The sequence below is a fragment of the Rhizobium sp. LjRoot30 genome (assembly GCF_964253915.1).
Classification (GTDB): Bacteria; Pseudomonadota; Alphaproteobacteria; order Rhizobiales; family Rhizobiaceae; genus Metarhizobium.
Genome location: NZ_CAXUSG020000001.1, coordinates 364686 through 390118, shown reverse-complemented (window position 1 = coordinate 390118; position 25433 = coordinate 364686). Strand labels below are relative to the sequence as shown.

27 protein-coding genes are annotated in these 25433 nt (G+C 62.3%); 13 read left to right on the top strand and 14 right to left on the bottom strand.

The annotated features are described in order from the left end of the window. Nucleotides 1–38: 38 nt before the first annotated feature. Entirely contained in the window at nucleotides 39–728 is a 690-nt protein-coding gene (locus ACSQ3I_RS01985) for an orotate phosphoribosyltransferase (protein ID WP_435995664.1), read from the top strand. A 78-nt stretch (nucleotides 729–806) separates the two neighbouring features. After that, nucleotides 807–1733 carry a carbohydrate kinase family protein gene (locus ACSQ3I_RS01980; RefSeq protein WP_435995663.1) on the top strand — a complete coding sequence of 309 codons (927 nt, stop codon included), beginning with the start codon at nucleotides 807–809 and terminating at the stop codon, nucleotides 1731–1733. Nucleotides 1734–1748: 15 nt separating this feature from the next. Here the strand turns inward: ACSQ3I_RS01980 and ACSQ3I_RS01975 are convergent, their stop codons facing one another. The 5 genes from ACSQ3I_RS01975 to ACSQ3I_RS01955 all read right to left on the bottom strand — a co-directional run bounded on the left by ACSQ3I_RS01975 (nucleotide 1749) and on the right by ACSQ3I_RS01955 (nucleotide 6115). Further along, nucleotides 1749–2033, bottom strand: coding sequence for an addiction module antidote protein (locus ACSQ3I_RS01975; RefSeq protein ID WP_435995662.1), 285 nt, complete (start codon nucleotides 2031–2033; stop codon nucleotides 1749–1751). Nucleotide 2034: 1 nt separating this feature from the next. After that, the gene (locus tag ACSQ3I_RS01970; protein ID WP_435995661.1) at nucleotides 2035–2328 is read right to left on the bottom strand and encodes a type II toxin-antitoxin system RelE/ParE family toxin; all 294 of its coding nucleotides are present in this window, start codon (nucleotides 2326–2328) and stop codon (nucleotides 2035–2037) included. 110 nt (nucleotides 2329–2438) lie between these two features. After that, a complete protein-coding gene (locus tag ACSQ3I_RS01965) occupies nucleotides 2439–3491 on the bottom strand; it encodes a substrate-binding domain-containing protein (protein ID WP_435995660.1) in 1053 nt (350 codons plus the stop codon). 59 nt (nucleotides 3492–3550) lie between these two features. Then, on the bottom strand, nucleotides 3551–4606 hold the full coding sequence (locus ACSQ3I_RS01960) for an ABC transporter permease (protein ID WP_435995659.1): 1056 nt from the start codon (nucleotides 4604–4606) through the stop codon (nucleotides 3551–3553). Next, the gene (locus ACSQ3I_RS01955) at nucleotides 4607–6115 is read right to left on the bottom strand and encodes a sugar ABC transporter ATP-binding protein (RefSeq protein ID WP_435995658.1); all 1509 of its coding nucleotides are present in this window, start codon (nucleotides 6113–6115) and stop codon (nucleotides 4607–4609) included. A gap of 146 nt (nucleotides 6116–6261) precedes the next feature. Between ACSQ3I_RS01955 and mtnK the strand changes: the two genes are divergently transcribed. The 6 genes from mtnK to ACSQ3I_RS01925 all read left to right on the top strand — a co-directional run bounded on the left by mtnK (nucleotide 6262) and on the right by ACSQ3I_RS01925 (nucleotide 12191). Further along, the gene (gene mtnK, locus ACSQ3I_RS01950; protein ID WP_435995657.1) at nucleotides 6262–7524 is read left to right on the top strand and encodes an S-methyl-5-thioribose kinase; all 1263 of its coding nucleotides are present in this window, start codon (nucleotides 6262–6264) and stop codon (nucleotides 7522–7524) included. After that, on the top strand, nucleotides 7521–8615 hold the full coding sequence (mtnA, locus tag ACSQ3I_RS01945) for an S-methyl-5-thioribose-1-phosphate isomerase (protein WP_435995656.1): 1095 nt from the start codon (nucleotides 7521–7523) through the stop codon (nucleotides 8613–8615). The genes mtnK and mtnA overlap by 4 nt, the downstream gene beginning before the upstream one ends. Before the next feature lie 4 nt (nucleotides 8616–8619). Then, entirely contained in the window at nucleotides 8620–9555 is a 936-nt protein-coding gene (locus ACSQ3I_RS01940; RefSeq protein WP_435995655.1) for a 1-deoxy-D-xylulose-5-phosphate synthase N-terminal domain-containing protein, read from the top strand. 2 nt (nucleotides 9556–9557) lie between these two features. After that, nucleotides 9558–10559 carry a transketolase family protein gene (locus ACSQ3I_RS01935; protein ID WP_435995654.1) on the top strand — a complete coding sequence of 334 codons (1002 nt, stop codon included), beginning with the start codon at nucleotides 9558–9560 and terminating at the stop codon, nucleotides 10557–10559. Next, nucleotides 10559–11683 (top strand): RuBisCO large subunit C-terminal-like domain-containing protein, encoded by a 1125-nt coding sequence (locus ACSQ3I_RS01930; protein ID WP_435995653.1) that lies wholly within the window; start codon nucleotides 10559–10561, stop codon nucleotides 11681–11683. The genes ACSQ3I_RS01935 and ACSQ3I_RS01930 overlap by 1 nt, the downstream gene beginning before the upstream one ends. 109 nt (nucleotides 11684–11792) lie before the next feature. After that, complete coding sequence (locus ACSQ3I_RS01925; RefSeq protein ID WP_435995652.1) at nucleotides 11793–12191, top strand: (R)-mandelonitrile lyase; 399 nt, start codon at nucleotides 11793–11795, stop codon at nucleotides 12189–12191. A gap of 59 nt (nucleotides 12192–12250) precedes the next feature. Here ACSQ3I_RS01925 and ACSQ3I_RS01920 read toward each other — a convergent pair whose 3' ends face one another. Both ACSQ3I_RS01920 and ACSQ3I_RS01915 read right to left on the bottom strand, forming a co-directional pair. Continuing rightward, nucleotides 12251–12490 (bottom strand): DUF2188 domain-containing protein, encoded by a 240-nt coding sequence (locus ACSQ3I_RS01920; RefSeq protein ID WP_435995651.1) that lies wholly within the window; start codon nucleotides 12488–12490, stop codon nucleotides 12251–12253. Nucleotides 12491–12551: 61 nt separating this feature from the next. Continuing rightward, nucleotides 12552–12812, bottom strand: a complete 261-nt coding sequence (locus ACSQ3I_RS01915; protein WP_435995650.1) for a hypothetical protein — start codon at nucleotides 12810–12812, stop codon at nucleotides 12552–12554. A 145-nt stretch (nucleotides 12813–12957) separates the two neighbouring features. Between ACSQ3I_RS01915 and ACSQ3I_RS01910 the strand changes: the two genes are divergently transcribed. Together ACSQ3I_RS01910 and ACSQ3I_RS01905 are read left to right on the top strand one after the other, a co-directional pair. After that, nucleotides 12958–13125: a hypothetical protein gene (locus ACSQ3I_RS01910; RefSeq protein ID WP_435995649.1), complete on the top strand. Its 168-nt coding sequence runs from the start codon at nucleotides 12958–12960 to the stop codon at nucleotides 13123–13125. A gap of 63 nt (nucleotides 13126–13188) precedes the next feature. Further along, nucleotides 13189–13683 carry a pyridoxamine 5'-phosphate oxidase family protein gene (locus ACSQ3I_RS01905; protein ID WP_435995648.1) on the top strand — a complete coding sequence of 165 codons (495 nt, stop codon included), beginning with the start codon at nucleotides 13189–13191 and terminating at the stop codon, nucleotides 13681–13683. A gap of 78 nt (nucleotides 13684–13761) precedes the next feature. Here ACSQ3I_RS01905 and ACSQ3I_RS01900 read toward each other — a convergent pair whose 3' ends face one another. The 4 genes from ACSQ3I_RS01900 to ACSQ3I_RS01885 form a co-directional block, all read right to left on the bottom strand. Beyond that, on the bottom strand, nucleotides 13762–16902 hold the full coding sequence (locus ACSQ3I_RS01900) for an efflux RND transporter permease subunit (RefSeq protein WP_435995647.1): 3141 nt from the start codon (nucleotides 16900–16902) through the stop codon (nucleotides 13762–13764). A 26-nt stretch (nucleotides 16903–16928) separates the two neighbouring features. After that, nucleotides 16929–18053 carry an efflux RND transporter periplasmic adaptor subunit gene (locus tag ACSQ3I_RS01895; RefSeq protein WP_435995646.1) on the bottom strand — a complete coding sequence of 375 codons (1125 nt, stop codon included), beginning with the start codon at nucleotides 18051–18053 and terminating at the stop codon, nucleotides 16929–16931. A gap of 70 nt (nucleotides 18054–18123) precedes the next feature. Next, nucleotides 18124–18726 carry a TetR family transcriptional regulator gene (locus ACSQ3I_RS01890; protein ID WP_435995645.1) on the bottom strand — a complete coding sequence of 201 codons (603 nt, stop codon included), beginning with the start codon at nucleotides 18724–18726 and terminating at the stop codon, nucleotides 18124–18126. 165 nt (nucleotides 18727–18891) lie between these two features. After that, on the bottom strand, nucleotides 18892–20097 hold the full coding sequence (locus tag ACSQ3I_RS01885) for a multidrug effflux MFS transporter (RefSeq protein WP_435995644.1): 1206 nt from the start codon (nucleotides 20095–20097) through the stop codon (nucleotides 18892–18894). 208 nt (nucleotides 20098–20305) lie between these two features. On the opposite strand from ACSQ3I_RS01885, the gene ACSQ3I_RS01880 reads away from it, so the two are divergent. Together ACSQ3I_RS01880 and ACSQ3I_RS01875 are read left to right on the top strand one after the other, a co-directional pair. Next, nucleotides 20306–20995: a TetR/AcrR family transcriptional regulator C-terminal domain-containing protein gene (locus tag ACSQ3I_RS01880; RefSeq protein WP_435995643.1), complete on the top strand. Its 690-nt coding sequence runs from the start codon at nucleotides 20306–20308 to the stop codon at nucleotides 20993–20995. A 110-nt stretch (nucleotides 20996–21105) separates the two neighbouring features. After that, nucleotides 21106–21459: a DUF1428 domain-containing protein gene (locus ACSQ3I_RS01875; RefSeq protein ID WP_435995642.1), complete on the top strand. Its 354-nt coding sequence runs from the start codon at nucleotides 21106–21108 to the stop codon at nucleotides 21457–21459. Nucleotides 21460–21557: 98 nt separating this feature from the next. Here the strand turns inward: ACSQ3I_RS01875 and ACSQ3I_RS01870 are convergent, their stop codons facing one another. Next, entirely contained in the window at nucleotides 21558–22799 is a 1242-nt protein-coding gene (locus ACSQ3I_RS01870; RefSeq protein ID WP_435995641.1) for a class I SAM-dependent methyltransferase, read from the bottom strand. 361 nt (nucleotides 22800–23160) lie between these two features. Here ACSQ3I_RS01870 and ACSQ3I_RS01865 point away from each other — a divergent pair, with 361 nt between their 5' ends. Beyond that, nucleotides 23161–23619, top strand: coding sequence for a YbaK/EbsC family protein (locus tag ACSQ3I_RS01865; RefSeq protein WP_435995640.1), 459 nt, complete (start codon nucleotides 23161–23163; stop codon nucleotides 23617–23619). Nucleotides 23620–23625: 6 nt separating this feature from the next. Here the strand turns inward: ACSQ3I_RS01865 and ACSQ3I_RS01860 are convergent, their stop codons facing one another. Then, nucleotides 23626–23982: a cupin domain-containing protein gene (locus ACSQ3I_RS01860; protein WP_435995639.1), complete on the bottom strand. Its 357-nt coding sequence runs from the start codon at nucleotides 23980–23982 to the stop codon at nucleotides 23626–23628. Between the two features lie 21 nt (nucleotides 23983–24003). Continuing rightward, nucleotides 24004–25386, bottom strand: a complete 1383-nt coding sequence (locus ACSQ3I_RS01855; RefSeq protein WP_435996253.1) for an NAD(P)/FAD-dependent oxidoreductase — start codon at nucleotides 25384–25386, stop codon at nucleotides 24004–24006. Between the last annotated feature and the right edge of the window lie 47 nt (nucleotides 25387–25433).

The following is a 25433-nucleotide window of genomic DNA, read 5'->3' as shown; positions in this document are numbered from 1 at the left end:
CTGCTATGCGCAACGGAACCAGACGAAGGAGAGCGCCGATGTTCCAGACGATTTTCCCCGAACGCGCCGTGATGGCCGAACTGATGGCGAAGATGCTCTGGGAGATCAAGGCGGTGCATTTTGCCGCCGAGAAACCCTACAAGCTCTCCTCCGGCATGATGAGCCCGGTCTACATCGACTGCCGCAAGCTGCTCTCCTATCCGCGCATCCGCTCGACGATCATGGATTTTGCCGCCAGCACGCTGCTGCGCGACGCCGGCTTCGAACAGTTCGATGTCATCGCCGGCGGCGAAACGGCGGGCATCCCCTTTGCCGCCCTGCTGGCCGAACGGCTCGGCCTGCCGATGATCTACGTGCGCAAGCAGCCGAAAGGCCACGGCCGCAATGCCCAGATCGAGGGCCACATGCCTGAGGGCGCCCGCGTGCTGGTCATCGAGGACCTGACAACGGCAGGCGGCAGCATGTTCAATTTCATCGACGCCATCCGCGCCGCCGGCGGCGTGGTCGAGCACGGCATCGCCCTGTTCTATTACGGCATCTTCCCCGAAGCCGTCGCCCGCTTCGAGACCGGCGGCGTGACCTTGCACCATATCGCCACCTGGCGCGACGTCCTCGCCGCCGCGCGCAGCAAGGCGCTGTTCGACGACAAGACGCTGGAGGAAGTCGAGGCCTTCCTCAACGGCCCCCTCGCCTGGTCGGGCCGCAATGGTGGCGTCAGCACCCTGTAGAGGTTGCCGAAATCCCGCTGGCTTTCGGCTCGCGAATGAATTAAATCGATTGAATGATCGCATGAACGGGAGGCGGGAATGATCATCTGCTGTGGCGAGGCGCTGATAGACATGCTGCCGCGCGAAACGACGCTCGGTGAAAAAGGCTTCGCCCCCTATGCCGGCGGCGCCATCTTCAATACGGCGATCGCGCTCGGCCGCCTCGGCATCAAGACCGGTTTCTTCACCGGCCTTTCCGACGACATGATGGGCGACATCCTGCGCGAGACGCTGGCCGCCAGCAACGTCGATTCCAGTTTCTGCGCCATCTCGTCCCGTCCAACGACCATCGCCTTCGTCAAGCTGGTCAACGGCCAGGCGACCTATGCCTTCTACGACGAAGGCACCGCCGGCCGGATGATCACCGAAGCCGACCTGCCCGATCTCGGCGACGACTGCGAGGCGATGCATTTTGGCGCCATCAGCCTGATCCCGGAACCTTGCGGCAGCACCTACGAAGCGCTGATGAGCCGCGAACACCAGAAACGCGTCATTTCTTTCGACCCCAACATCCGTCCGGGTTTCATCAAGGACAAGCCGAAACATCTCGACCGCATGCGCCGCATGGCGGCGATGTCCGACATCATCAAGTTTTCGGATGAGGACCTCGACTGGTTCGGCCTCGAAGGCGATCACGATACGCTGGCCGCGCATTGGCTGGCCCAGGGCGCCAAACTCGTCGTGCTGACGCGTGGCGCCGAAGGGGCAACGGGCTACACGACATCCTTCAAGGTGTCCGTTCCGAGCGAACGCGTCACCGTTGTCGATACAGTTGGGGCTGGCGATACATTCGACGCGGGCATCCTTGCTTCATTGAAGATGCAGGACCTGCTGACCAAGGCCAAAGTCGCCGCGCTTTCCGAAGACGCCGTCCGTCAGACACTGGCCCTCGGCGCCAAAGCCGCCGCCGTCACCGTTTCCCGTGCGGGCGCCAATCCGCCATTCGCCAGCGAGATCGGGCTTTAATTACATCGGGCACAGTCAGCGCGTGGTCGCGTGAAGTGACAGGTTGAGCGCTTTCATCACGCCGAGCAACGTCGAGAGTTTTGGGTCGCCCTCGGCGCTCAGCGACTTGTAGAGTGCCTCCCGGGTAATGCCGGCTTCACGCGCCACATGCGTCATACCCCTCGCCTTGGCGATGACACCGAGGGCTGCCGCGATGTAGGCAGCATTGCCGGTCTCGAATGCATCGCTCAGCAGCTCCGCCTGGGCTTCCGCACCCTCCAGATATTGGGAGGGATCGAAGGGTATGGTTTGAATTGCCATTTTACATCTCCAGATCAGCGGCCATGCTTTTTGCACGGACGATATCCTTGGCCTGCGTGCTCTTATCGCCGCCGCACAGCAAAACGACGAGGACATTCCCGCGCCGCACGAAATAGAGCCGGTAACCGGGACCGTGGTCGATCCGCAGTTCGCCGACGCTCTCAAAAAACGTGGCATCGCCGAAAAGCCCTGCCTTAAGCCGAACGATACGCTGGGCAATACGTTCCTGCGCTCGACGATCCGTTAGATCATCCAGCCAGTCCCGAAAGAATGTCGTCTGGCGAACCTCGATCACATGTAATCTATAGTTCACACTGCAAAATACTGCAAGGGCGCTCCGCGAACAGGACGGCGCAAACAAAAAAAGGCGGCCCGAAGGCCGCCCCAAGTCTCCTGGGAAAACTCTTACTTGGCGTTCGGGTTCGGCATCCATGCCGGCATGGCGACGTCAGCGTGGGCGAACTGCGGCAGCTTGGCGCCGAGTTCTTCCATGCTCTTGATGTCGTTGTCGATCAGGTCCTTCTGGGTGATCAGCGTCGGCGGAACGATGACGCTCTTGCCCGGATCTTCGCCAGCAAGCAGCATGGCGAGCGCACGGACTGAAACCTGGCCGACAACAGCCGGGTTGGTGGCAGCCGTTGCAGCCCAGGCAGAACCCGGCTCGCGCATGGCGGCGATATCAGAGGTCGAGATGTCGGCCGAATAGATCTTCACGCTGGAAGACAGGCCGGCTTCGTCGACGGCGATCTTCACGCCCTTGGCGAATTCGTCATAAGGCGCAAACATCACGGTGATATCAGGGTTGGCCGAAACGACCGAACGGGCCTGGTTGGCAACCGAGTTAGCGATCGGGTTGTCCATCGTGCCGAACATCGCGGCTTCGTTGATGCCCGGATACTTCTTCTTGAATTCCTTCCAGGTCTCGTCGCGGCGGTCGAGCGGTGCGATACCGGCGACGTAGACGTAACCGGCCTTCCAGCTTTCGCCGTTATCCTTGATCGCCTGCTCGAGAGCGAGGCGGGCGAGGTCGCGGTCGGACTGCTCGATCTGCGGGATCTTGTCGTTTTCGACGTTGACGTCGAAGGCGACGACCTTGATGCCGGCGTCAACGGCGCGCTGTGCCGCTTCCTTCATCGATTCCGTCAGGCCGTGCTGGATGATGATGCCCTGTACGCCAAGCGCGATCGCCTGGTCGACCATGTCGGCCTGCAGTGCGGCATCCTGGCGGCTGTCGAGCACGCGCAGGTCGACGCCGAGCGCCTTTGCCTGGGCTTCGACACCGGCGAGGTAGGACTGGAAGAAGTCACCGGTCGACAGGTAACGCACCAGGGCGATCTTCACGTCGCCGGGCTTGTCGAAGGGGGCCGGCTTGTCGGCAGCGAAAGCAACGCCACCCAGCGCCGAAGCGCCGATGAGGCCGAGTGTCAGTTTTCCAAGCAGTCTGCGCGTAATCGTCATAGGGCTCCTCCACATTAGACGTTTTGTTTGTTGGTAGTCTCTTGAGGCCTTCTCCCGCCTCAGCGCTTGCGCTGCGACAGCGCGAAGGTAAAGACGAGGGCAACCACCAGGACGCCGCCCTTGACGAAGTCCTGGGTATAATAAGGCGCATTCATCATCGTCAGGCCCTGCAGCAGCACGCCGACGAACAAGGCGCCGATGGCGGTGCCGAAGGCGTTCGGCTTGGCGGCGCCGAGCACGGCAAAGCCGATGAGTGCTGCGGCAACGGAATCGAGCAGCAGGTTATTGCCCGAGGCGATATCCCCGCGGCCGAGACGGGCAGCGAGCAGGATGCCGCCGATGGAGGCGAAGACGCCCGAGATCACATAGGCGCTGATCTTGTAGGAATTGACCGGCGCGCCGGCCAGCGCCGCAGCCCGCTCGTTCGAGCCGACGGCATACATCATGCGGCCGAAGCGGGTATATTCGAGGAAGAACCAGATCAGGATGGCGAGCACGATCAACACCACCACCGAAACCGGCAGAAGGTTCGGCAGGATGAGATCGAAGCGGTGGCGGCCGAGCGCCAGGAAGGCGGGCGAGAAGGTGCCGTTGGCGACCGTTCCGTCCGGCAGCGACATGCCAGTGGCAATCGAGCGTCCTTCGGTCGGAATGCGCTGCAGGCCAACCAGCAGGAACATCATGCCGAGCGTCGCGAGCAGATCCGGCACGCGCATGTAGACGATCAGGAAACCGTTGATCAGGCCGACGATGATGCCGATCAGGATGCAGACCAGCGTCGCCGTCAAGGCATCGCCACCCATCACCACCATGACGTAGGAGGAGGCCATCATCGCCGTCGTGGCGACCGAGCCGATCGACAGGTCGAAACCGCCGACGACAAGCGTCGCGGTAACGCCGAGGGCCAGGATGCCGGTGATAGACACCGACTGCAGGATGAACACGGCGCTCTGCGGCGAGGCAAAGCCGTTGGTCGAAACGCAGAAGAACAGGATGAGGCCGAGCAGCAGGACGAGGAAGCCATATTTGATGGCAATTTCACGTGCCGACATGCCGGGCGCCGTCTGCGCCGTATTCGTCACGGTGACCGAAGTCTTCGACTGTTCCATACTCATTCAACCAACCATCTGATGCTGACCGGCAATTTCGGCCAGAAGCTTATCCACGTTGATGCCGGCATTGCGGTGCTCGCCGACGATCGTTTGTTCCGACATCACCAGAATGCGGTCGGCAATCTCGAAGGCCTCGTCGAGCTCGGTCAGGAAGACCAGCGTCGCGCGGCCGTTTGCCGATGCCCTGAGCTTGGCGGCGATGTCGCGCCGGGCGGCGATGTCGACGCCCTGGAAGGGTTCGTCGAGGATCAGCACCCGCGAGGCCTGCGTCAGCCAGCGGCCGACCATGACCTTCTGCTGGTTGCCGCCCGACAGCGTGTTCATCTCGTCGCGCTCGCTGCGGCAGACGACGCCGAGCGAAGCGATCTGCGTGCGGGCAAGGTTGCGCTCGCCGCGGCGATTGGTGACGCCGAAATTCGAAATCCGCTTCAGGAAGGGCAGGCTGATGTTTTCGTAAATATTGAAACCCGGCACGATGCCGTTTTCACCGCGATCCTTGGCGACCAGGAACACGCCCTGCTCGATGGCCTGACGCGTGCTCTTCGGTGCATATGTCTTGCCGTCCAGTGTCATGCCGCCGCCGGCGGGCTGGCGGGCGCCGAACAGGGTTTCGGCAAGCGCAGTCTTGCCGACGCCGACGAGGCCGGTAATGGCCACCACCTCGCCATCGCCGAGCGTCAGGGAGAAGGGGCGGGAATTGGCTGCCAGCCGCAGGTTTTCCGCCTTCAGCACCGGAGCCGTCGCCGTCTGCACGACGATCTCGCCGGCGCTGACCTTCTTGCCGAGCATGGCGTTGACCGCACCTTCGTAATCCAGCTCCGGACCTTCGAAGACGCCGGTGATACGGCCGTCGCGCAGGCTGACGATGGTATCGGCCAGCCGGCGGATGTCGGACATGCGATGCGATATATAAAGAATAGCGACGCCGCGGGCGCGCAGGCGCTCGACCACCTGGAACAGCCGCTCGGCTTCGGCCGATGACAGCGAGGAGGTCGGCTCGTCGAGGATCAGCACCTTCGGCTCATGCGCCATGGCGCGGGCAATCGCCACCATCTGCCGGTCGGCGAGCGAAAGATCGGCGATGTTGGCGGAAAGATTGATCGTCAGCCCCATGCGGTCGGCAACGGCCTTGGCCTCGCGGCGCACGCGGCGGGGATTGAAGATGAAGGCGGCACCCTTGCCGTTCAGGCGGTCAAGCGTCAGGTTCGTCGCAACATCGAGATCGGCGACGACGCCGTCATTGATATTCTGGTGCACGGTGACGACACCGGCACGGATGGCTTCCGCTGGTGTCGAGGGCGCAAAATCCTTGCCGGCCAGCGTGATGCGGCCTGCATCCTTGTCATAGACACCGCTGACGATACGCACGAGCGTGGATTTGCCGGCGCCATTGGCGCCCATCAGCACGGTAACCGCACCGGCGCGCAGCTCCAGATCGACGCCGCCCAAAACCTGGACCGGCCCGAACGACTTGCGCAGATCGTCTACGCGGAAAACCGCCTCTTGTACCATATGCTCCTCCCGTATCGTCATCTAGGACGGCATCTAATCAAATGTCAAGCCCATTGACATTTGACAGAATGCTGTCCTACGAAAAGAAATATCAAGGCATGCCGCGTCCCCGATTGCCGCATGCCACGACGGGAGGAAACAGACAAATGAGCGTATTCGAGGCATTGAATGCCGAGACGCTGCCGGTGCGCCTCGGCAGCAACCAGGCCCTCACGGATCGTATCGGCGAAGACACCAGCAAGTGGAGCGTACGCGAAGTCGGCGACGGCAATTTGAACCTCGTCTTCATCGTCGACGGTTCCAAGGGCAGTGTCATCGTCAAGCAGGCGCTGCCTTACGTGCGGCTGGTCGGCGAAAGCTGGCCGCTGCCGCTGAAGCGCTCCTATTTCGAGTATCACGCCCTGATCCGCCAGGGGGAACGCGATCCCGGCATGGTGCCGGAGGTGCTGTTCTTCGATCGCGAACAGGCGATCATCGTCATGGAATTTTTGACGCCGCACATCATCCTGCGCCGCGCCTTGATCCAGGGCCAGCAACTGCCGCGCATCGCATCCGATCTCGGCCTTTTCCTGGCGCGTACGCTGTTCCGCGGCTCAGACCTCGCCATGGAGACGCGCAAGCGCAAGGAAGACGTGGCGCTGTTCTCAGACAATGTCGAACTCTGCGACATCACCGAGAACCTCGTCTTCTCCGATCCTTATTATGAAGCCAAGCTGAACCACCACACGACGCCGCAGCTTGATGGTATCGTGGCGGAACTGCGCGCCGACCGCGACCTGAAGGTCGAGGCGCAGCGGCTGAAGCACTTGTTCGCCGCCAATGCCGAGACGCTGCTGCACGGCGACCTGCACACCGGCTCCGTCATGGTGACGCCGCAGGAAACCCGGGTCATCGATCCGGAATTCGCCTTCTACGGCCCGATGGCCTTCGATGTCGGCATGCTGCTCGCCAACTTCTGGATGAGCTATTTTTCGCAGTCCGGCCACGAGAAGGACGGCGACCGCGAGAGCATGCGCGAATACCTGCTCGATGTCGTCATCGATATCTGGGATGTCTTCCGCGACGAATTTTCCCGCCTGTGGCGCAGCGAGCGCAAGGGCATTCTCTACCAGGCTGCCCTCTTCGAGGACCGCGGCGACAGCCTGGGCGCCGAACAGGCCCTCGACGAGGTGCTGCAGTCGATCTGGGTCGATATGCTCGGGTTTGCCGGTGTCGAGATGCACCGCCGCATCCTTGGCCTCGCCCACAATGCCGATTTTGAAACCATCGCGGACGCCGACCAGCGCGCCCGTTGCGAAACCAAGGCGCTCAAGCTCGGGCGCCACCTCGCCGTCAACCGCCGCAAGATCCACAGCGTGGCTGAGATCAATGCGCTGGCAGAACGGCTCGAACAGGAGATAGTCGCTTGAAAGTCGGAGACCGCCACTACCGCACCATCTGGCTGAACGAAGACGGACGCTCCGTCGACGTCATCGACCAGCGCTGGCTGCCCCACGAATTCCGCGTCGTGACATTGAAGACCGTCGACGACGTCGCCGTCGCCATCCGTGACATGTGGATCCGCGGCGCGCCGCTGATCGGCGTCACCGCTGCCTATGGCGTCGCCATCGCCATGCTTTCGGATGCCAGCGACGAAGCACTGGACAATGTCTGGGAGGTTCTCAACGAAACCCGCCCGACCGCCATCAACCTGCGCTGGGCGCTGGACGAGATGCGCAATTTCCTGCGCAAGGTGCCGGTGTCCGAACGCGCTGCAGCCGCTTACAAAAAGGCGGGCGAGATCGCCGAGGAAGACATCGAGCTCAACCGCTCGATCGGCGCCAACGGCCTGAAGGTCATCCGCGAGATCGCCGCCCGCAAGAAGCCGGGCGAGCCGGTGAATATCCTCACCCACTGCAACGCCGGCTGGCTGGCGACCGTCGACTACGGCACGGCGACGGCGCCGATCTACATGGCGGTCGAGGATGGCATCAAGGTCCACGTCTATGTCGACGAGACCCGCCCGCGCAACCAGGGCGCCCAGCTGACCGCTTGGGAAATGAATGGCCACGGCGTGCCGCACACGCTGATCGTCGACAATGCCGGCGGTCACCTGATGCAGCACGGCGACGTCGACATGGTGATCGTCGGCACCGACCGCACCACGGCAAACGGCGACGTCTGCAACAAGATCGGCACCTACCTCAAGGCGCTCGCCGCCAAGGACAACAATGTGCCCTTCTATGTCGCCCTGCCCTCGCCGACCATCGACTGGACGGTGCATGACGGTGTGAAGGAAATCCCCATCGAGGAGCGCAACAGCGACGAAGTGACCTTCGTCCAGGGACGCAACGGCGACGGCTGGATTTCAACGGTGCGCGTCTCGCCGGAAGGCAGCCCCGCAGCCAATCCGGCCTTCGACGTCACCCCGGCGCGGCTGATCACCGGCCTCATCACCGAGCGCGGCATAGCAAACGCCTCGCCCGAAGGCCTGAAAGACATGTTCCCGGAACGGAGCTGAACCCATGACCCTCTCGAACCAGCAGAAGACGGAAGACGTCGCCGCCGGCATTCGCAAGCGCGTCTTCCTGCACACGATGCGCAACAATGGCGGTTATCTGAGCCAGGCGTGTTCGGCGGCGGAAAGCCTGGCTTTCCTCTACAACGAAGCCCTGAAGCTCGGTGAGCCGACGCTGCCGAAGGTGCCGCTGCCCTTCGCCGGCGTGCCTTCGGCGCATAATCCGGACGCCTTCACCGGTGCCGGCTATCACGGCGCCTTCGCGCCGGAATATGACCGCTTCATCATCTCGCCGGCGCATTACGCATTGGTGATCTATTCCGCCCTCATCCAAATGGGCCGCATGGACGAGCATGCGCTCGACCACTTCAACCGTGATGGCGGCTCGGTCGAGATGATCGGCGCCGAGCACAGCCCCGGCATGGAAGTGACGACGGGTTCGCTGGCGCAGGGTCTTTCGATGGCCGCCGGCGTTGCCTGGGCGCGCAAGAAGAAGGGCGAACCCGGCAAGGTCTGGGTCTACATGTCGGACGGCGAATTCCAAGAAGGCCAGACCTGGGAATGCCTGGCGGCGATGAGCTACCACGGCATCGACAATGTCCGCGTCGTCGTCGACGTCAACCGCCAGCAATGCGATGGCGCCATGTCGTCGGTGCTCGATCTCGGTGACCTGGCTGCCCGCGTCGCCTCGTTTGGTGTCACCTGCCGTTCGATCGACGGGCATGATCTCGATACCTTCCGCAAGGCGGCCGACAGTGCCGAGCCGGGCAAGCCGCTGATCATCCTCGCCAATACCTCGCCCTATCAGGGCATGGACTTCCTCAAGAAGCGGTTCCCGCGGCTGCACTATGTGCGCTTCAAGTCCGCCGAGGAACGCCAGGAAATGCAGACCGCCATCGCCGCCGAACTGGGCGTCGACGAAGCCGAAATCGCGAGGGCCTGATCATGGTCGAAATCGTCAATCGTCCCTATGCCAAGGCGTTCGAAACCTTCGCCACGGCTCGTCCCGAAGTGCTCTGCCTGTCCGCCGACCTGACATCGTCCTGCGAGGTCGACGGTTTTCGCGACCGGCACCCGGAGCAGTTCCTGACACTCGGCATGGCCGAGCAGAACATGCTGTCCTTTGCCGGCGGCCTGGCGATGCAGGGCTATCGCCCCTTCATCCACACCTTCTCGGTGTTCCTCTACCGGCGGCCCTATGACCAGCTGATCAACTCCATCGCCTATTCCAACCGCAAGGTCCGGATGATGGGTTTCCTGCCGGGCATCGCCACGCCGGGCGGCATCACCCACCAGGCCATCGAGGACATTTCGGTGATGCGTGCCATCCCGAACATGACGATCCTCGAATGCGGCGATGCCACCGAGGTGGAAACCGTGCTTGAGGTCGCCGACAGCGTCAACGGCCCGGTCTATGTCCGTGTGCTGCGTGGCGAGGTTCCCCGCTTGTTCTCGACGCCGTTCGAGCTCAACAAGCTCCGGACGCTGAGCGAAGGCGACGACGTGCTGGTCGTCACCTCGGGCATCTGCACCGAAGAGGCTCTGCGTGCCGCCGAACCGCTGAAGAGCCGCGGCGTCGGCATCCATCACCTGCATGTTTCGACCCTGAAACCCTTCGACCGCGAAGGCCTAATCAAGGCCGCCAAGGGAAAGAAGGGTGTCGTGACGCTGGAGAACCACACGATCAACGGCGGCCTCGGCTCGCTGGTGGCGGAAATCCTCGCGGAAGAAGGGCTTGGCGTCAAACTGCGTCGCCTCGGCCTGCAGGACACCTTTGCCCACGGCGCTTCCAAGCCCTACCTGATGAAGAAGTATAAGCTCGATGCCAGCGCCCTGGTGGCGGCTATCGGTGACGTGCTGGGCAAGTCGCTCGATATCGACGATGCCGAGCTGGAAGCCGTGCGCCTCGACACGGTGCATTCGGCGCAGAAGGCGGAGGCGCTCTGATGGCACGCTTTTCCGTTACCTACTGGGTCGGCGCCAACGACGAGGCGGAAGCCCGCCAGCGGGCGCTCGACATCGCGCTGGAACAGACCGTCGAGATCCCGCGCGATGCCGTTCCGGCCGGTTACGTCGAGGATGAAATCCTCGGCAAGCTGGAAAGGCTGGAACCGGCGAGCGACGGGCGTGGCGGTTTCTTTGCCGACATCTCCTATAGCGACGACGATGTCGGCGGCGATTTCCTGCAGCTGCTCAACATCGTCTTCGGCAACTCCTCAATCAAGACCAACATCCGCGTCGAGGACATCACGCTGTCGCCGGGCATCCTTTCGCTCTGCGCCGGTCCACGCTTCGGCATGCCGGGCCTGCGCGAGATCTGCGGCGTCGACAAGGGGCCGCTGCTGATGTCGGCGATCAAACCGGTCGGCCTGTCGAGCAAGGAACTCGGCAAGCTGGCGCATGATTTCGCGCTTGGCGGCATGGACTTCGTCAAGGACGACCATGGACTTGCCGACCAGCACACCTCGCCCTTCGTCGAGCGGCTGAAGGCCTGCGTCGACGGCGTCAACGAGGCGAACGCCAAGACCGGCGGCAAGACCACCTACGTGCCGAACATCACCGCTCCGGCGATGAAGCTGTTCGAACGCGCCTGGATGGCCAAGGAACAGGGCGCCGGCGGCGTGATGATCGCACCGGCGCTCGCCGGCTACGACATCATCCACAGCCTCGCCGCCGATCCGGATTTCGGCCTGCCGATCGTTTCGCACCCGACTTTTGCCGGGCCGAACATGATCACGCCGACCACCGGTTTCTCACACCGCTTCTACTTCGGCCTGCTGCAGCGGCTGATGGGCGTCGATGCCGTGGTCTACCCGAATTTCGGCGGCCGTTTCGGCTTCACGCTGGCGGAATGCCAGTCGATTGTCCGTGGTTCGCAGGCGGAGTTCGGCGGTTACAAGCCGATCGCACCGGCGCCGGGCGGCGGCATGAGCCTCGCCCGCGTACCGGAAATGCGTGATGCCTATGGCGACCGGGTCATGTACCTGATCGGCGGCGCGCTGATCCGCGAACGCAACAATCTCGCCGACGCCAGCCGCCGGCTGGTCGATGCAGTGCGCGCTGACGGCTGATACGCGTTCTTTCACGGACCGGAGGATTGCTGCTTGCGGCGGCCATCCTCCGGTCTATGTATGTCGGCACCGCCCATCGTCTGCTGCGGCGAAACCGAAGGAACCGATCATGGATATCAAGAGCGCCAAGGACCGCCCGGCACGCGCCGCCTCGAAGGATTATTTTACCGGCGACGTGTCGATCACGCCGGTGATCGAGGCGGAAGCGCCGGCCCGGCTTCGCGCCGCCAGCGTCCATTTTCCGGCCGGCGCACGCACGGCCTGGCACACGCATCCGTTGGGGCAGACCCTTCTGGTGACCGCAGGCCGGGGCCTGGCGCAAAGTTGGGGCGGGCCAGTGCGTTCGCTTGAGGTCGGAGACGTGGTGTGGTTCGCGCCGGGCGAAAAACACTGGCATGGGGCAGCACCCGACAGCGACATGACACATGTCGCCATGCAGGAAGCGCAGGACGGCAAGGTGGCCGACTGGATGGAACTGGTGACGGATGCGGAGTATGGCGCCGGCTAGTCGTCAGCAAACTATCGGCTGGCGGCGGTGCCGCTTGTGAACGCAGGCGAACACCAGCCCTATTTGTCTTCGACCTCGACCTGCGGGCGGTCGCCGCCCTCGACACTCTCGCGATGCCACCTGCCGTCGCTCGACTGATAGTCGATTTCGGCATTCTGGCCGCCGACCTGTTGTTTCGCTGCGGCCTGCTTGGCCGCCGCCAGGGCGGAATCATGTGTCGGGAAAGGTTCGGACCAGACGTCGCCCAGCCTGTAAGCCCAGCCGCCATCGTGCTGGGCGATATGATATGTAATCTGCATGCTTTTCTCCCATTCGGCCGATAAACGAAAACCGGACGGGAAAGTTCCGCGGACGCGCCCGTTATCGTGGCCAGTAGGCGTCGGAGCGGAAGTCCGCGGGAATGGGGTTCAGGCCGGCCAGCGCTTCGGCGGTATAATTGATCTGCAGCACGAGATACCGCACCGCAGCCGGCACGGGAACGCCGGTCGCGAGATAGCGGGTATGCAGGTTGTCGAAGCCGGCAGCCTTGACGCGCCGCCTGGCTTCGGACGCCACGTCCTCGGGACGCGGTTCGCCCACCGCTGCGGCGTCCTGTTCGGCCAGACCGCCCCTGATCACCATGAAATTCACCGCATTCGCCTCCGCATTCGCCTCCAGGGAGTTGATGCGGCAGATGATCGGCTGCCTTGCTTGTCCCGGCCTGATGCCGGAACAAAACCGGCCGTGCGGCCGTTGGAAACCATCATCCAAGATGGAAGGTTGTATCATGTCCTATCCCGTGGAGCCGGTCCCCGGCAATCCGATCCCACCCATACCGCCGCCGGCAGAACCGGTGCCGCCGATCGGCGAGCCGGAGCCCGAACGCCTGCCCGACGAAGTGCCCAATCCCAACCCGGATGAGAACGACAGGCCGGAGAAACGGCTGACGGCGTGAGGAACATTGTTTCGTCTTCCGTCGTTCGATGATGTCCCGCAGACAGAAAGAAAGGAAACACCGATGTCGACACCCAAGGAACTGGAAACGAAATTCTGGAAGGCGCTGAAATCCGACCGCACCGTGATGCTCGGCCTCGAAGGCCACAGCGACGAACATCCGCGGCCGATGACGGCGCAGATCGACGGCGACAAGGGGCCGATCTGGTTCTTCACGGCGAAGGATACCGAACTGGCGGAAGAGCTGAGCGGTATCGAGCAGGCGCTCTTCACCTTCGCCTCCAAGGACCACGACGTCTTCGCTACCGTGCATGGCCGGCTGTCGCTCAGCAACGACCGCGACATGATAGAGCGCTTGTGGAACCGCTATGTCGCCGCCTGGTTCGAAGGCGGCAAGGACGATCCCAACCTCGCGCTGCTGCGTTTCGATGCCGAACATGCGGAAATCTGGCTGGATGAATCGAGCCTGTTCGCCGGCATCAAGATGCTGCTCGGCGCCGACCCCAAGAAGGAATATCAGGACAAGACCGCAGAGGTGACGCTCAAGGAAGCGCATTGACGCCTTGCCCGCCGATAAAAAGGAGAGGCCTTCGGTTCGCTGAACCGAAGGCTTTTTGCTTGCCTTTGAAAGAACCGTTTACTCAGCGGCAATGGCCGGCGGGACGGAGACGGCAGCCTTGTTCTCGTTACCGGGAACATTGGCCTCCTCCTTCTTCTTCGGCTCCTTGCCGAAGAACAGCGCGTAAGCCGCCGGCAGCACCAGGATGGTCAGCACGGTGGCGACGAGGATGCCGCCCATCATGGCGTAGGCGAGCGGTCCCCAGAACACGCCGCGCGAGATCGGGATCAGCGCCAGCACGGCGGTGAGCGCCGTCAGCATGATCGGCCGGAAGCGGCGGACGGCGGCACCGATGATCGCTTCCGATCGTTCCATGCCGGCGGCGATATCCTGGTCGATCTGGTCGACGAGGATGATCGAGTTGCGCATGATGATGCCGAGCAGTGCGATGACGCCGAGGATGGCGACGAAGCCGAAGGGCGCACCGCTGATCAGCAGCGCCGCAGCGGCGCCGATGATGCCGAGCGGGCCGGTGGCCAGCACCAGCATCGCCTTGCCGAAATGCTGCAGCTGGATCATCAGCAGGACGATAATGACGGCGAGCATGACCGGCGCCTTGGCGGCGATCGACTGCTGGCTCTCGGCAGAATCTTCCGCCCCGCCCTGGATCTCGACCTTGTAGCCGGGCGCCAGGCCGTCACGGATGCCCTGCAGATCGCTGTAGAGCTTCATCGTCACATCGTTGGGCTGGACGTCATCCGGCAGCGTGCCGCGCACGGTGATGGTCGGCAGGCGGTCGCGACGCCACTCGATCCCCTGTTCCATGACCGGCACGACGCGGGCGACCTGCGACAGCGGCACGAAACCGCCGAAATCGGTCGGGATATAGAGCGAGTCCACCGACGACAGCAGGTGGCGGCTCGCATCGGGTTCACGCGCGACGATGGAGACGGTTTCTTCGCCGTCGCGGAAATCATCGAGCGGGGCACCGGACATGGAGGCCTGCAGCATCTGACGAATACGTTGCGAGGTAACGCCGAGCGCGCGGGCACGGTCCTGATCGATCTCCAGGCGCATGCCCGGCACCGGCTCCAGCCAGTCGTCGTGGATGGCGCCGATCTCAGGGTTTTCGTGGAACTTCGCCTTGACCTGGTCGGCGATGCGACGCACCTCATCGCGATCCGGTCCCATGACGCGCATCTGCACCGGCCAGCCGGTCGGCGGGCCGAGGAACAGGCGGTCGACCTTGCCGCGGATCGACGGGAAGTCTTCTGCAAGGATGGTGCGCAGCTTGGCGATCAGCCGTTCGCGGGCCGGTTCGTCATTGGCCATGACGAGCAGCTGGGCAAAGTTCGGATTGCGCAATTGCTGGTCGAGCGGCAGGAAGAAGCGCGGCGCGCCTTCGCCGATATAGGTGGCGATGAACTTCTTGTCCGGATCGTCGATGATACGGGCTTCCAGCGCCTTGGCCTGGTTTTCGACTTCCTTGATCGAGGTGCCCTCGGGCAGCCAGAGATCAACGAGAATTTCCGGCCGCGAGGACTGCGGGAAGAAGTTCTGCGGAATGAACTGGAAGGCCCAGAGGCTGGTGACGAAAGTGACGATGGTCATGGCCAGCACGATGATGCGATGGCGGACCGCCCAGGTGACAGTGGCGCGCAGGCGGCGATAGAAGCCGGTATCGAAGACATCGTGATGATCGCCGGCATGATGCCGCTGCTTGAGGATCATGTAGCCGAGCCATGGGGTGAAATAGACCGCCACGAACCACGAGACGACCAGCGCGATGCCGACGACGTAGAACAGCGTGCGGACATATTCGCCGGCGGTCGACTCGGCAAAGCCGACCGGAATGAAGCCGGCGGTGGTGATCAGCGTGCCCGTCAGCATCGGGAAAGCCGTGGAGGAATAGGCAAAGCTCGCCGCTTCCAGCTTGACCAGCCCCTCCTCCAGCTTGCGCTCCATCATCTCGACGACGATCATTGCGTCATCCACCAGAAGGCCGAGCGCGATGATCAGCGCGCCGAGCGAGATGCGCTGCAGGTCGATGCCGAGTTCGTACATGATGGCGAAGGTGGCCGCGAGCACCAGCGGGATGGTGATGGCGATCACCAGACCGGAACGCCAGCCGATGGAGAGCAGCGACACGACGAGCACGATGACCAGAGCCTCGCCGAGTGCCTTCATAAACTCGCCGACGGCCTCACGCACCACATCGGGTTGGTTGGAAACCTGATCGACATGAACGCCGTAGGGCAGCGCCTCCTCGAAGCGGGCATAGGTGGCCTCGACCGCCGTTCCGACATCCGTCACCTTGAAGCCGGGGGCCATGACGACGCCGATCTGAACGCTGTCGGCGCCATTGAAGCGGAACTTGCGCTGGTATGGGTCTTCGAGACCGGACGAAACCGTGGCGATATCACCGAGGCGGGTGACCTGACCGCCGGCGCGCAGGCGCAACTCGCGGATATCCTCCGCCCTGGTCACGTCGCCTTCGACGGAAATGCGGACGGAGCGGGTGCCGGTATCGACGGAGCCGGCAGGATCGACGGCATTCTGGCCCTTGATGGCGTTCTGGATGTCGATAAGCGTCAGGCCGCGCTCGGCCAGCGCCTTCGACGAGACGTCGATATAGATCTTCTCCGGCTGGTCGCCGATGATCACGGCCTTTTCGACGCCCGGCGTCGTCAGCAGCATGTCGCGCGCCTGAATGGCGAATTTTTTCAGCTCGGGATACGAGAAGCCTTCGCCACTCAGCGAATGCAGGGTGATGAAGGTGTCGCCGAACTCGTCGTTAAAATAGGGGCCGAGCAGGCCTTGCGGCAGCTCGTTCGAGATGTCGCCGACCTTCTTGCGCACCTGGTAGAAGGCGTCCTTGACCTCAGCCGTATTGGTATCGCCCTTGACCTGCAGGGTGATGATGGCGCTGCCGGCACGGGTGTAGGAGCGGACCCAGTCGAGGTGCGGGGTTTCCTGCAGCTTGCGCTCGATCTTGTTGACGACCTGGTCTTCCATCTCCTGGATCGAGGCGCCGGGCCAAATGGCCTGGACGACCATGACGCGGAAGGTGAAATCCGGGTCTTCCTTCTGGCCCATGCGCATCAGGCCCATGACCCCGGTGACGATGATCAGGCCGAACAGGAAGCGGGCAATGCTCGGATGCTGGATTGCCCACCGCGACAGGTTGAACGGGCGCTTTTCTTCAGAGGTCTTGGCCATCGGCTTGGTTCCGCGTGGGGGATTGGTTAGCGCAACAGTTCGGTCGCACCGGTCTTGTCGGCGAAGGCGGCTTCGTCATGCGTGCCGGCCAGCTTCACCTTGAGGTTTTCGCTCATGAACTGTGTACCGGCTGCCACGACGGCATCTCCAACCTTCAGGCCTTCGGCGATGCGCACACCGTCGCCGGCAAAGCCGGCAACCTTGACTTCGCGGCTGCGTACCGTGCCGGTGCTGCGGTCGACGATCCAGACCAGCGATTTTTCGCCATCCTTGGCCAGAGCGCTCAGCGGCACCGTCATGACGGCTTCCGCAACTGGCGCCGACGCATTGACCGTCGCCGTCATGCCGAGGCGCACGCGCGGGTCGTCCGAAAGGCTGACACGAACAGCAAAGGTACGCGATGCCTGATCGGCGCTGCCGGCGACTTCCCGCACCTTGCCGTCGAGCACCAGACCGGCATCCGACCAGAAGGTGGCCTTCACTGCCTTGCCAGCCTCGAAATGGGCGATCTCTGTTTCCGGCACGGCGATCTGCACTTCCTTCTCGCCATCGACGGCAACGGTGACGACAGGCGTGCCGGCGGAAACCACCTGGCCGCTATCGGCGTTGACGGCAACGACAATGCCGTCGCGATCGGCAGAAAGCGTGGTGTAGTCGATCTGGTTCTTTGCTTGCTCCAGCGCCGATTTGGCGGAATCGCGGGTTGCGACAGCCTGATTGTAGGCAAGCTGCGCCTGCTCCAGCTGGGATTTCGGCGAAACGTTCTGGCGGAAGAGTTTTTCGGCACGATCGAGCGACAGTTTTGTCGTCTCCACCTGCCGCTCGGCCGCATCGAGGCTCGATTGCGCGCTCGATGCCAAGAGGCCGTAATCGACGGCGTCGACACGCGCAAGCGCATCGCCCGGCTTGACGCGATCACCGACATCGACCAGGCGCTCGGTGATCTTGCCGGCAACGCGGAAGCCGAGGTTCATCTCGGTGCGTGCCTTCACGGAGCCGGAGTAATCGAGGTCACGCGTCGTCTGCGTTGCGGAGATTTCCACCACCTTGACCGGGCGGATGATTTCCTTCGTCTCGACCTTCTCCTCGGAGCAGGCGGCCAGGGCAAGCATGGAAACGACGGCAAAAGCAGCAGCAGGTCTGATCGTCATGAGACTTCCGGCGGCGCTTGGGCCACCCTCCTTATACGGAAAACAACGGATTTCGGCGCAGGACGCGCCCTTATTTCTTCAAGGCACGAATGGCGTATTCGATGAGTTCTTCGGGTGTGGCGCGATTTTCCTTCGCGAGACACTGCGCCACCATCTGCGGATGGCAGAGCGTGACCGTCGCCGCACCGAAACAGCGCGACGCCATCTCGGCGTCCTGCTCGACAAATTCGCCGGCGGCGATGCCTTCGCGAATGACCTCGGCAATCAGCCTGTGTATGCGATCGACATGTTTTTCGATGACATGCCAGTCGCGCTCGATGGCGATGACGACCATTTCATGGACCTTTTCTTCGTCCATCATGGTTTCGAGCGTCATCTTGTATTGGGCATGGACATAACGGCGCAAACGCTCACTGGCGCTCAGCGGCAGCTTGGAGATGTCGTAGGCCATCTGATAGCTCGCGGCGAGCATGCGGCCGCAGATACCCTGATGGATTTCCATCTTCGAGGCGAAGAAACGGTAGATGTTGGCCGGGGACATGCCGAGGTCGCGCGCAATATCCGCCACGTTCGTCTTGGTATAACCGTAGTGCCGGAAAAGCCGCTCGGCGGCATCCAGAATCCGGGTGACGTTTTCCTGGCGCGAAATGTCCTGTTCGATGATTTCTGTCATGATTGGCGTCTTTCGATTTACGACTGACGAATTTCAATTTTCGTCAGTCGTAAATCGAAAGATGCACTTTGTCAAATAAACGAAGGTCGCAGGTCCGTGTCTCAGGCAAAAAAACAGGCCCGGATTTTTGATCCGGGCCTGTGCTTTTCGGGGAAGAGGAAAGACTTATTCAGCAGCGGCTTCCACCGCCATACGGCGCCGGCCCATCGTCACCTGTGTGACGACGAAGGCCGCAATCGCGCACAGCGCGATGCCAGCCACCATCGGCAGGGCCGTGCCGTCGAAGAACAGGCTTGCGATGACCATGGCGACAGCGGCCGTGACGAAATGCAGCGTGCCCATCAGCGCCGAGGCCGTGCCGGCAATGGCGCCGTGTTCTTCCAGCGCCAGCACCGAGGTCGTCGGGATGACGAGGCCGAGGAAACCGTAGCCGACGAACAGGAAGGTCGCCAGCACCGGCAACTGGTTCATGCCAAGGCCCATGACGACAAGCATGGCCAGCATCGTCAACGCATATCCGCAGACGGCGATGCGCATGACGCGGACGAGGCCGAAACGCTCGCCGAGATAACCGGTCATCTGCGACACGGTGAAGAACGACACGGCGTTGACCGAGAAGGCGATGCTGTATTGCGTCGGCGTCAGGCCGTAATGCTCGATGAGCACGAAGGGCGAGTTGGCGAGGTAGACGAGGAAGCTCGAAATGCCGAGGCCGCCGATGAAAGTGAGCGTCAGGAAGTTGCGATCCTTCATCAGCAGGCGGTAGGCGGCAAGTGCCGTACCGAGGCCGCTTTCGGCCCGGTGTTCTTTCAGCCGGGTTTCCTGAAGCTGCGTCGAGAGCAGGATCAGGCCGATGAAGGCAGCGATCATCACCGCCCAGAACACGCCGCGCCAGCCGTAGAATTCGATCACGGCACTGCCGGTCAGCGGCGCCAGGATCGGCGAAACGCTGAACACCAACATCAGCAGCGACATCAGACGGGCAGCCTGTACGCCGGTATGCATGTCGCGGACGATGGCGCGCGGAATGACCATGCCGGCCGCCCCGCCGATGCCCTGGAGGAAGCGGAAAGCGATCAGCGTTTCGATATCGGTTGCCAGCGCGCAGCCGATGCTGGCCAGCGCAAACAGGCCGATGCCGAAGTAAAGCGGCGGCTTGCGGCCCCACATGTCCGACAGCGGACCATACAGAAGCTGCGAAATGGCGAAAGGAATGAAGAAAAACAGCAGGCTGAGTTGAACGACACCGTGGTCGGCATTCAGGTCCGCACCGATGGTCGGCAGGGCCGGCAGATACATGTCGATGGCGAAAGGCCCGATGGCCGACAAGAGGCCAAGGATCAGCGCCACGCGAAAGAATGAAGTCGTCATGATGATGTCTTTCCGAAAAATGCAAACCGGAAACGAAGGTTTCGCCGGCGCAAACGTCTTCAGAGGTTCAATGAATGTGAATTCGCGGCGACCACGCAGCCGGGGAAGCTGCACCCAATCACGGCAAAACAGATCGTCCATAAACTTGGACAGTGATGTCAAATTAGACAGTATTGTCTAAAACGTCAAGGCGCATTATCTTGGCATAATGAAAAGACACGATGACAAGCCGTCGAAGGCCGGTCGCCCGGTTCAGCGCGGCCAATGCGCCAAGCGCCTCTCCATTCTGGAGGCTGCGGCGGAAGTGTTTTGTCGGGAGGGATTTTCCGGCGCGAGCATCGACGAGATTGCCGCCGAGGCCTGCGTGTCACGGCAGACAATCTACAATCATTACCGCGAAAAGGGAACCCTGTTTACCGCCGTCGTCGAAGACGTCATGGACCGCAGCAATGCGGCCTTGTTTTCCGTGCTCGCCACCTTTCCCGACACCGCCGACAACCTGGAAAACGAGCTGACGACCTTTGCCGTCCGGCTCAACCAGAGCTGCCTGTGCAATCACGACGGCAAGTTTCTGCGCAAGCTGGTCTATTCCGAGGGCGAGCGCTACCCGCATTTGTTCGAGAGTTGGCGGCAGCATGGGCCGGGCAAGGTGGGCTCGGCGCTTGCCGCTTTGTTTTCACGGCTGGCGCACAAGGGCGTGCTTGTGATCGATGACCTCGATCTTGCGGCCCGGCAGTTCCTGGCGCTCGTCAATGCCGACCTGCAGATGACCGTGCTTTTCGGAGAAACGCCCTCCGACGAACTTCTGGAGCGGACGGCACGACATGCCGTGCGGACGTTCCTGCGGGCTTACAGTGTGCAGCGCCCCGCTCCCCTCGCAGCTTCCCTCGAAGCCTGAACACGCGACCGGCACCGTAAAACACTCCCCCGATAAAAATTTTGCCCTTGATGTCGGCGGACAGGCGCCATCTCCGTCCTATGTTCAAACAGAAGGAAGAGGAGACGAACATGCCTTATGTCGATGGTTTCATTCTCGCGGTTCCGAAGGCGAAACTGGACAGCTACAAGGAGATGGCCCGCGTCGCCGGCAATGTCTGGCGCGAACATGGCGCCCTGTCCTATGTCGAGTGCCTGGCCGACGATGTGCCCTATGGCGAACTGACGTCTTTTCCGCGGGCGGTGCTCTGCAAGGAAGACGAAATCGTCGTCTTCTCCTGGATCACCTACGCCTCGCGGGAAGCGCGCGACGACATCAACAAGAAGGTCATGGCCGACCCGCGCCTGGACAGCGAAAAATGGGAAATGCCCTTCGACGGCAAACGCATGATCTATGGCGGCTTCCAGTCTTTCCTGGATCTTTAGAGCATTTCCGCCTTTCTCTGAAACGCGAAAACACTCTATCTCTTTGTTTCTACGCAATTCCGGACGCAAAACCGCTCCGCACTTTTGCTGGAATTGCTCTAGACCGATAGATTGAGACCCTTCTCACGCTCGATGTAATCGCGCTGCCGGTCGGTGATGTAATCCCGCACGATCGGCGCCGCATCCCGCGAGCGAGAAAGCTGCATGTGAAAGACGAGCTGGCTGCCGGTGCGGAACATCATTTCCGCGCTGATCAGATAAAACTCCCACATGCGCGCAAACCGCTCGTCATACATGGCCACGACCTTGTCGCGATTGTTCTCGAAGCGCTCGCCCCAATGGGCAAGCGTCGTGGCGTAGTGCACGCGCAGGAATTCGAGATCGGTGACCCAGAGGCTGTTCTGCTCCACCACCGAAAACACTTCGGACAAAGCCGGTGAATAGGCGCCCGGAAATATGTACTTGCGCAGCCATGCGCTCGCCATGCCGGGCGGGCTCATATGGCCGATGGAGTGCAGCACCGCCACGCTGTCATCCGGCATCAAGGCGTTCAGCTTCTTGAAGAACTCGTCGTAGTGATGCACGCCGACATGCTCGAACATGCCGACGGAGACGATACGGTCGAAGGGGCCGGTGACATCGCGGTAATCGCGAAGCTCGAATTTGACCCGGTCGGACAGGCCTGCCGCCCTGGCCCGCTCGGTTGCCAGCGCCTGCTGCTCCTTGGAGAGCGTGACACCCAGCACCTCGACATTTTCGAGGGCTGCAAGATACATCGCCAGATCACCCCAGCCGCAGCCGATATCCAGCACTTTCATGCCGGGCCTGAGACCGAGCTTTGCTGCCAGAAGCCGCAGCTTGTTGCGCTGTGCCTGCTCCAGCGTCTCGCCCGGCTCGCGGAAATAGGCGCAGGAGTAGAGCATGTTCTCATCGAGGAACAGCTTGTAGAAAGCATTGCCGAGATCGTAGTGGTGGGCGACGTTCTGCTGCGCCTGCCCCTTGCGGTTCGACTGCTGCCGCTTGCGGAACCGCATCTTGATCGCCCGCAACACCTTCTGGATCGGATAGGAGCCGAGCGACAGGCGGTTGATCGAAAAGAGCTGCAGGAAATCGCGAAGCGTCGAGCCCTCCTCGAAGCGCAGCGTACCGTTCATATAGGCCTCGCCCGCAGCAAGCTCGGAATTGAAGACCAGGCTTCGATAGAGTTTCCTGTCGGTCAGCCGCATGGTGACCTCCGGTCCGGGGCCTCCCGAAAACACATGCCTCCTGCCATCGGCGTCGACCACATTCAACCGACCTTTACGAATGAATGACTTCATCATGTGGGAAAGCGGAAACATGCGCGACCCTTCCGGAAACGAAACCGAACGAAGACCAGCATCGTAACACCGCGAAAACAAATCGCACGGTTTAAATTCGCATGGGAAAGAAGGGAAAACCGGCAAAAAAAGCCAGAAACGTAAAAGCCCGGCGCGGGAGGAGGATGCGCCGGGCTCTTAAACCTGGCTGACAACTGGGAGGAGGAGGTGTCGTCAGCCCTATCGAGCGGCACTGGGAGGAGGAGTGCGCCGCTTCGATGATGTGACTATACACGATAATGGATTAAAAAATAGTCACTACATTGCAGCGCAGCATTGCAAAATATGCATGGCTTTTTCTTGGAGCTTGAAACCGGAAATTTCCACCTTTATTGATTCGACCATGAGCCTCGAATCCGTCCGCTCCTTTTTCCAGGAGCACGATCCCAGCATCTCCGTCATTGTCACCGAAGCCAGCTCGGCAACGGTCGCGCTGGCTGCCGAAGCCCATGGCGTCGAGCCGGCGCAGATCGCCAAGACCATCTGCCTGCGTATCGGCGACCGCACCGTTCTCGTCGTGCTCGGCGGAATGGCGCGGCTCGACAACAAGAAATCCCGCGACGCGCTGGGCGGCAAGCCGCGCATGCTCGATGCCGAAGACGTGGTCAAGGCCACCAGCCATCCGGTCGGCGGCGTTTGCCCTTTCGGCCTGCCGCAACCCCTGCCCGTCTATTGCGACGTCTCCCTGAAGGCCTATGACATCGTCGTGCCGGCGGCGGGCGCGACCAACGCCGCCGTGCGGATCACGCCCGAACGCATGGCGGAACTGACCGGCGCCGAGTGGGTCGACGTCAGCCAGTAAACCGACTTACCCCTTGTGGTGCAGAACATACAGCTTGCGTGTGTGCTCGTGGATGGTCCATTCACCCTTCCAGCCGAGCGGCAAAACCAGAAGCTCGCCCGGACCGACTTCCTGCGTCCGCCCGTCGGCCCCGTGCAGGGATACACGGCCGGAGACGATGTGGCAGATTTCCGAATTGTTGTCGCGCGAGGCGGTGAAGCGGCCCGGCGTGCATTCCCACACGCCAATCTCGACACGTCCATCCTCCGAAGCCCAGAGATCCTTGGCGGCTTCGCGCTGGTTGCCCTCGAAGGAGGTCGGCTTGGGCGCAAGCTCGCCCAGATCGATGTCGGCGAGATGGGCAAAAGTCAGAAAATCAATCATCCTGTTATCCTTGAAAAGAGATCAATGGCCAGTCAGCCGGTCGGCAAAAGCGGCGAGCCGCGAGCTATGCGGCAGGCCCGCAGCCTCGCGTTCATCGGCGATACGATAAAGCTGATACATGGAGTGGACGCCGAGCCAGCGCAACGGCTCCGGCTCCCACTTGCGCACGGAACGATTGACCCATGGCAGAGCCGTCAGTTCCGTGTCGCGGCCAAGCACCAGGTCGCAGAGGGTGCGGCCGGAGAGATTGGACGACCCGACGCCGAGACCGACATAACCGCCGGCCCAGCCGATGCCGGTTTCCCGATCCAGCCCCGCCGTCGTGCACCAGTCGCGCGGAACGCCGAGCGTGCCGCACCAGGCATGGTCGATACGCAGCCCCTTGGTCTGCGGAAACAGCTTGTAGAGAATGGCACGCAGTTGCTCGATGGTCGCAGCCTGCGTCTGCCCGCGAACATCCGTGCGGGAACCGAAACGATAAGGAACGCCGCGGCCACCCATGGCAATACGGCCCTCGCGGGTGCGTTGCGCATAACAATAGGCATGCGCCATGTCGCCGAGCAGTTCCCGCCCCTGCCAGCCGATCTCCTGCCAGAGCGCTTCCGGCAACGGTTCGGTGACGATGAGCGCGCTGTTGAGCGGCAGCCAGAGCCGCCTGTGGCCGGCGATGCCGGCGGTAAACCCTTCCGTGGCGCGGATGATGATCGGCGCCCGGACGGTGCCCCGCGCCGTGTCCACGCGCCCCTTGGAAATCGCGGTGACCGCCGTCTGCTCATAGATGGGCACGCCCAGCCGTTCCACGGTCGCCGCCAGCCCTCGCACCAGCTTGGCGGGCTGGACACGGGCGACGCCATGTTTCATCACCCCACCCATGGCATTGTGGACGTTGACGGTGCGCCGCGTTTCGCCGGCGTCGAGCCAATCGACGCTCTTGCCGTTCTCCCACGCTGCAAAATTCCGATAGTATGCCTCGAGGCGTTCGAGCTGTGCCTTGTTCGTCGCGACCTGCAGGTTGCCGGTGCGCACGATGTCGGCGTCGATGCCCTCCGCCTCGGTGACGGCGACAACCTCGTTGACGGTGCCGGCCATCGCCTTTTCCATGGCAATGACGGCGCCACGCGACGACGTCGCCATGTAACGCTCGCGCGACCAGCCGAAATCGCCCGAAAGCCAGCCGCCATTGCGGCCGGAGGCGCCGTACCCGGCAAACTCCTTCTCGACGATGACGATGCGAAGTGCCGGGTCCGCCTTGCGGAGATAGTAGGCAGTCCAGAGGCCGGTATAACCCGCGCCAACGATGCAGACATCCGCATCGCGGTCACCCGGCAAGGGCGCACGGTAACCCGGCACCCCACCGATATCGGCATACCAGAAGGACACCGCACCATTCACGCCTGCACCCATCGTCACATCCATCTTCCCCGATCCGGCCCGGGACCGCTGCATCCGCG

Excerpts from the sequence above, each read along its gene's own strand:
- ACSQ3I_RS01900 (WP_435995647.1), bottom strand. The coding sequence starts at position 16,902 with ATGGCCAAGACCTCTGAAGAAAAGCGCCCGTTCAACCTGTCGCGGTGG.
- ACSQ3I_RS01935 (WP_435995654.1), top strand. The coding sequence starts at position 9,558 with ATGGTCGAAATCGTCAATCGTCCCTATGCCAAGGCGTTCGAAACCTTC.
- ACSQ3I_RS01930 (WP_435995653.1), top strand. The coding sequence starts at position 10,559 with ATGGCACGCTTTTCCGTTACCTACTGGGTCGGCGCCAACGACGAGGCG.
- ACSQ3I_RS01890 (WP_435995645.1), bottom strand. The coding sequence starts at position 18,726 with ATGACAGAAATCATCGAACAGGACATTTCGCGCCAGGAAAACGTCACC.
- ACSQ3I_RS01940 (WP_435995655.1), top strand. The coding sequence starts at position 8,620 with ATGACCCTCTCGAACCAGCAGAAGACGGAAGACGTCGCCGCCGGCATT.
- ACSQ3I_RS01905 (WP_435995648.1), top strand. The coding sequence starts at position 13,189 with ATGTCGACACCCAAGGAACTGGAAACGAAATTCTGGAAGGCGCTGAAA.
- ACSQ3I_RS01885 (WP_435995644.1), bottom strand. The coding sequence starts at position 20,097 with ATGACGACTTCATTCTTTCGCGTGGCGCTGATCCTTGGCCTCTTGTCG.
- ACSQ3I_RS01925 (WP_435995652.1), top strand. The coding sequence starts at position 11,793 with ATGGATATCAAGAGCGCCAAGGACCGCCCGGCACGCGCCGCCTCGAAG.
- ACSQ3I_RS01860 (WP_435995639.1), bottom strand. The coding sequence starts at position 23,982 with ATGATTGATTTTCTGACTTTTGCCCATCTCGCCGACATCGATCTGGGC.
- ACSQ3I_RS01915 (WP_435995650.1), bottom strand. The coding sequence starts at position 12,812 with ATGGTGATCAGGGGCGGTCTGGCCGAACAGGACGCCGCAGCGGTGGGC.
- ACSQ3I_RS01960 (WP_435995659.1), bottom strand. The coding sequence starts at position 4,606 with ATGAGTATGGAACAGTCGAAGACTTCGGTCACCGTGACGAATACGGCG.
- ACSQ3I_RS01880 (WP_435995643.1), top strand. The coding sequence starts at position 20,306 with ATGAAAAGACACGATGACAAGCCGTCGAAGGCCGGTCGCCCGGTTCAG.
- ACSQ3I_RS01975 (WP_435995662.1), bottom strand. The coding sequence starts at position 2,033 with ATGGCAATTCAAACCATACCCTTCGATCCCTCCCAATATCTGGAGGGT.
- mtnK (WP_435995657.1), top strand. The coding sequence starts at position 6,262 with ATGAGCGTATTCGAGGCATTGAATGCCGAGACGCTGCCGGTGCGCCTC.
- ACSQ3I_RS01870 (WP_435995641.1), bottom strand. The coding sequence starts at position 22,799 with ATGTTTCCGCTTTCCCACATGATGAAGTCATTCATTCGTAAAGGTCGG.
- ACSQ3I_RS01965 (WP_435995660.1), bottom strand. The coding sequence starts at position 3,491 with ATGACGATTACGCGCAGACTGCTTGGAAAACTGACACTCGGCCTCATC.
- ACSQ3I_RS01855 (WP_435996253.1), bottom strand. The coding sequence starts at position 25,386 with ATGGGTGCAGGCGTGAATGGTGCGGTGTCCTTCTGGTATGCCGATATC.
- ACSQ3I_RS01985 (WP_435995664.1), top strand. The coding sequence starts at position 39 with ATGTTCCAGACGATTTTCCCCGAACGCGCCGTGATGGCCGAACTGATG.
- ACSQ3I_RS01910 (WP_435995649.1), top strand. The coding sequence starts at position 12,958 with ATGTCCTATCCCGTGGAGCCGGTCCCCGGCAATCCGATCCCACCCATA.
- ACSQ3I_RS01865 (WP_435995640.1), top strand. The coding sequence starts at position 23,161 with ATGAGCCTCGAATCCGTCCGCTCCTTTTTCCAGGAGCACGATCCCAGC.
- ACSQ3I_RS01980 (WP_435995663.1), top strand. The coding sequence starts at position 807 with ATGATCATCTGCTGTGGCGAGGCGCTGATAGACATGCTGCCGCGCGAA.
- ACSQ3I_RS01920 (WP_435995651.1), bottom strand. The coding sequence starts at position 12,490 with ATGCAGATTACATATCATATCGCCCAGCACGATGGCGGCTGGGCTTAC.
- ACSQ3I_RS01875 (WP_435995642.1), top strand. The coding sequence starts at position 21,106 with ATGCCTTATGTCGATGGTTTCATTCTCGCGGTTCCGAAGGCGAAACTG.
- ACSQ3I_RS01955 (WP_435995658.1), bottom strand. The coding sequence starts at position 6,115 with ATGGTACAAGAGGCGGTTTTCCGCGTAGACGATCTGCGCAAGTCGTTC.
- ACSQ3I_RS01895 (WP_435995646.1), bottom strand. The coding sequence starts at position 18,053 with ATGACGATCAGACCTGCTGCTGCTTTTGCCGTCGTTTCCATGCTTGCC.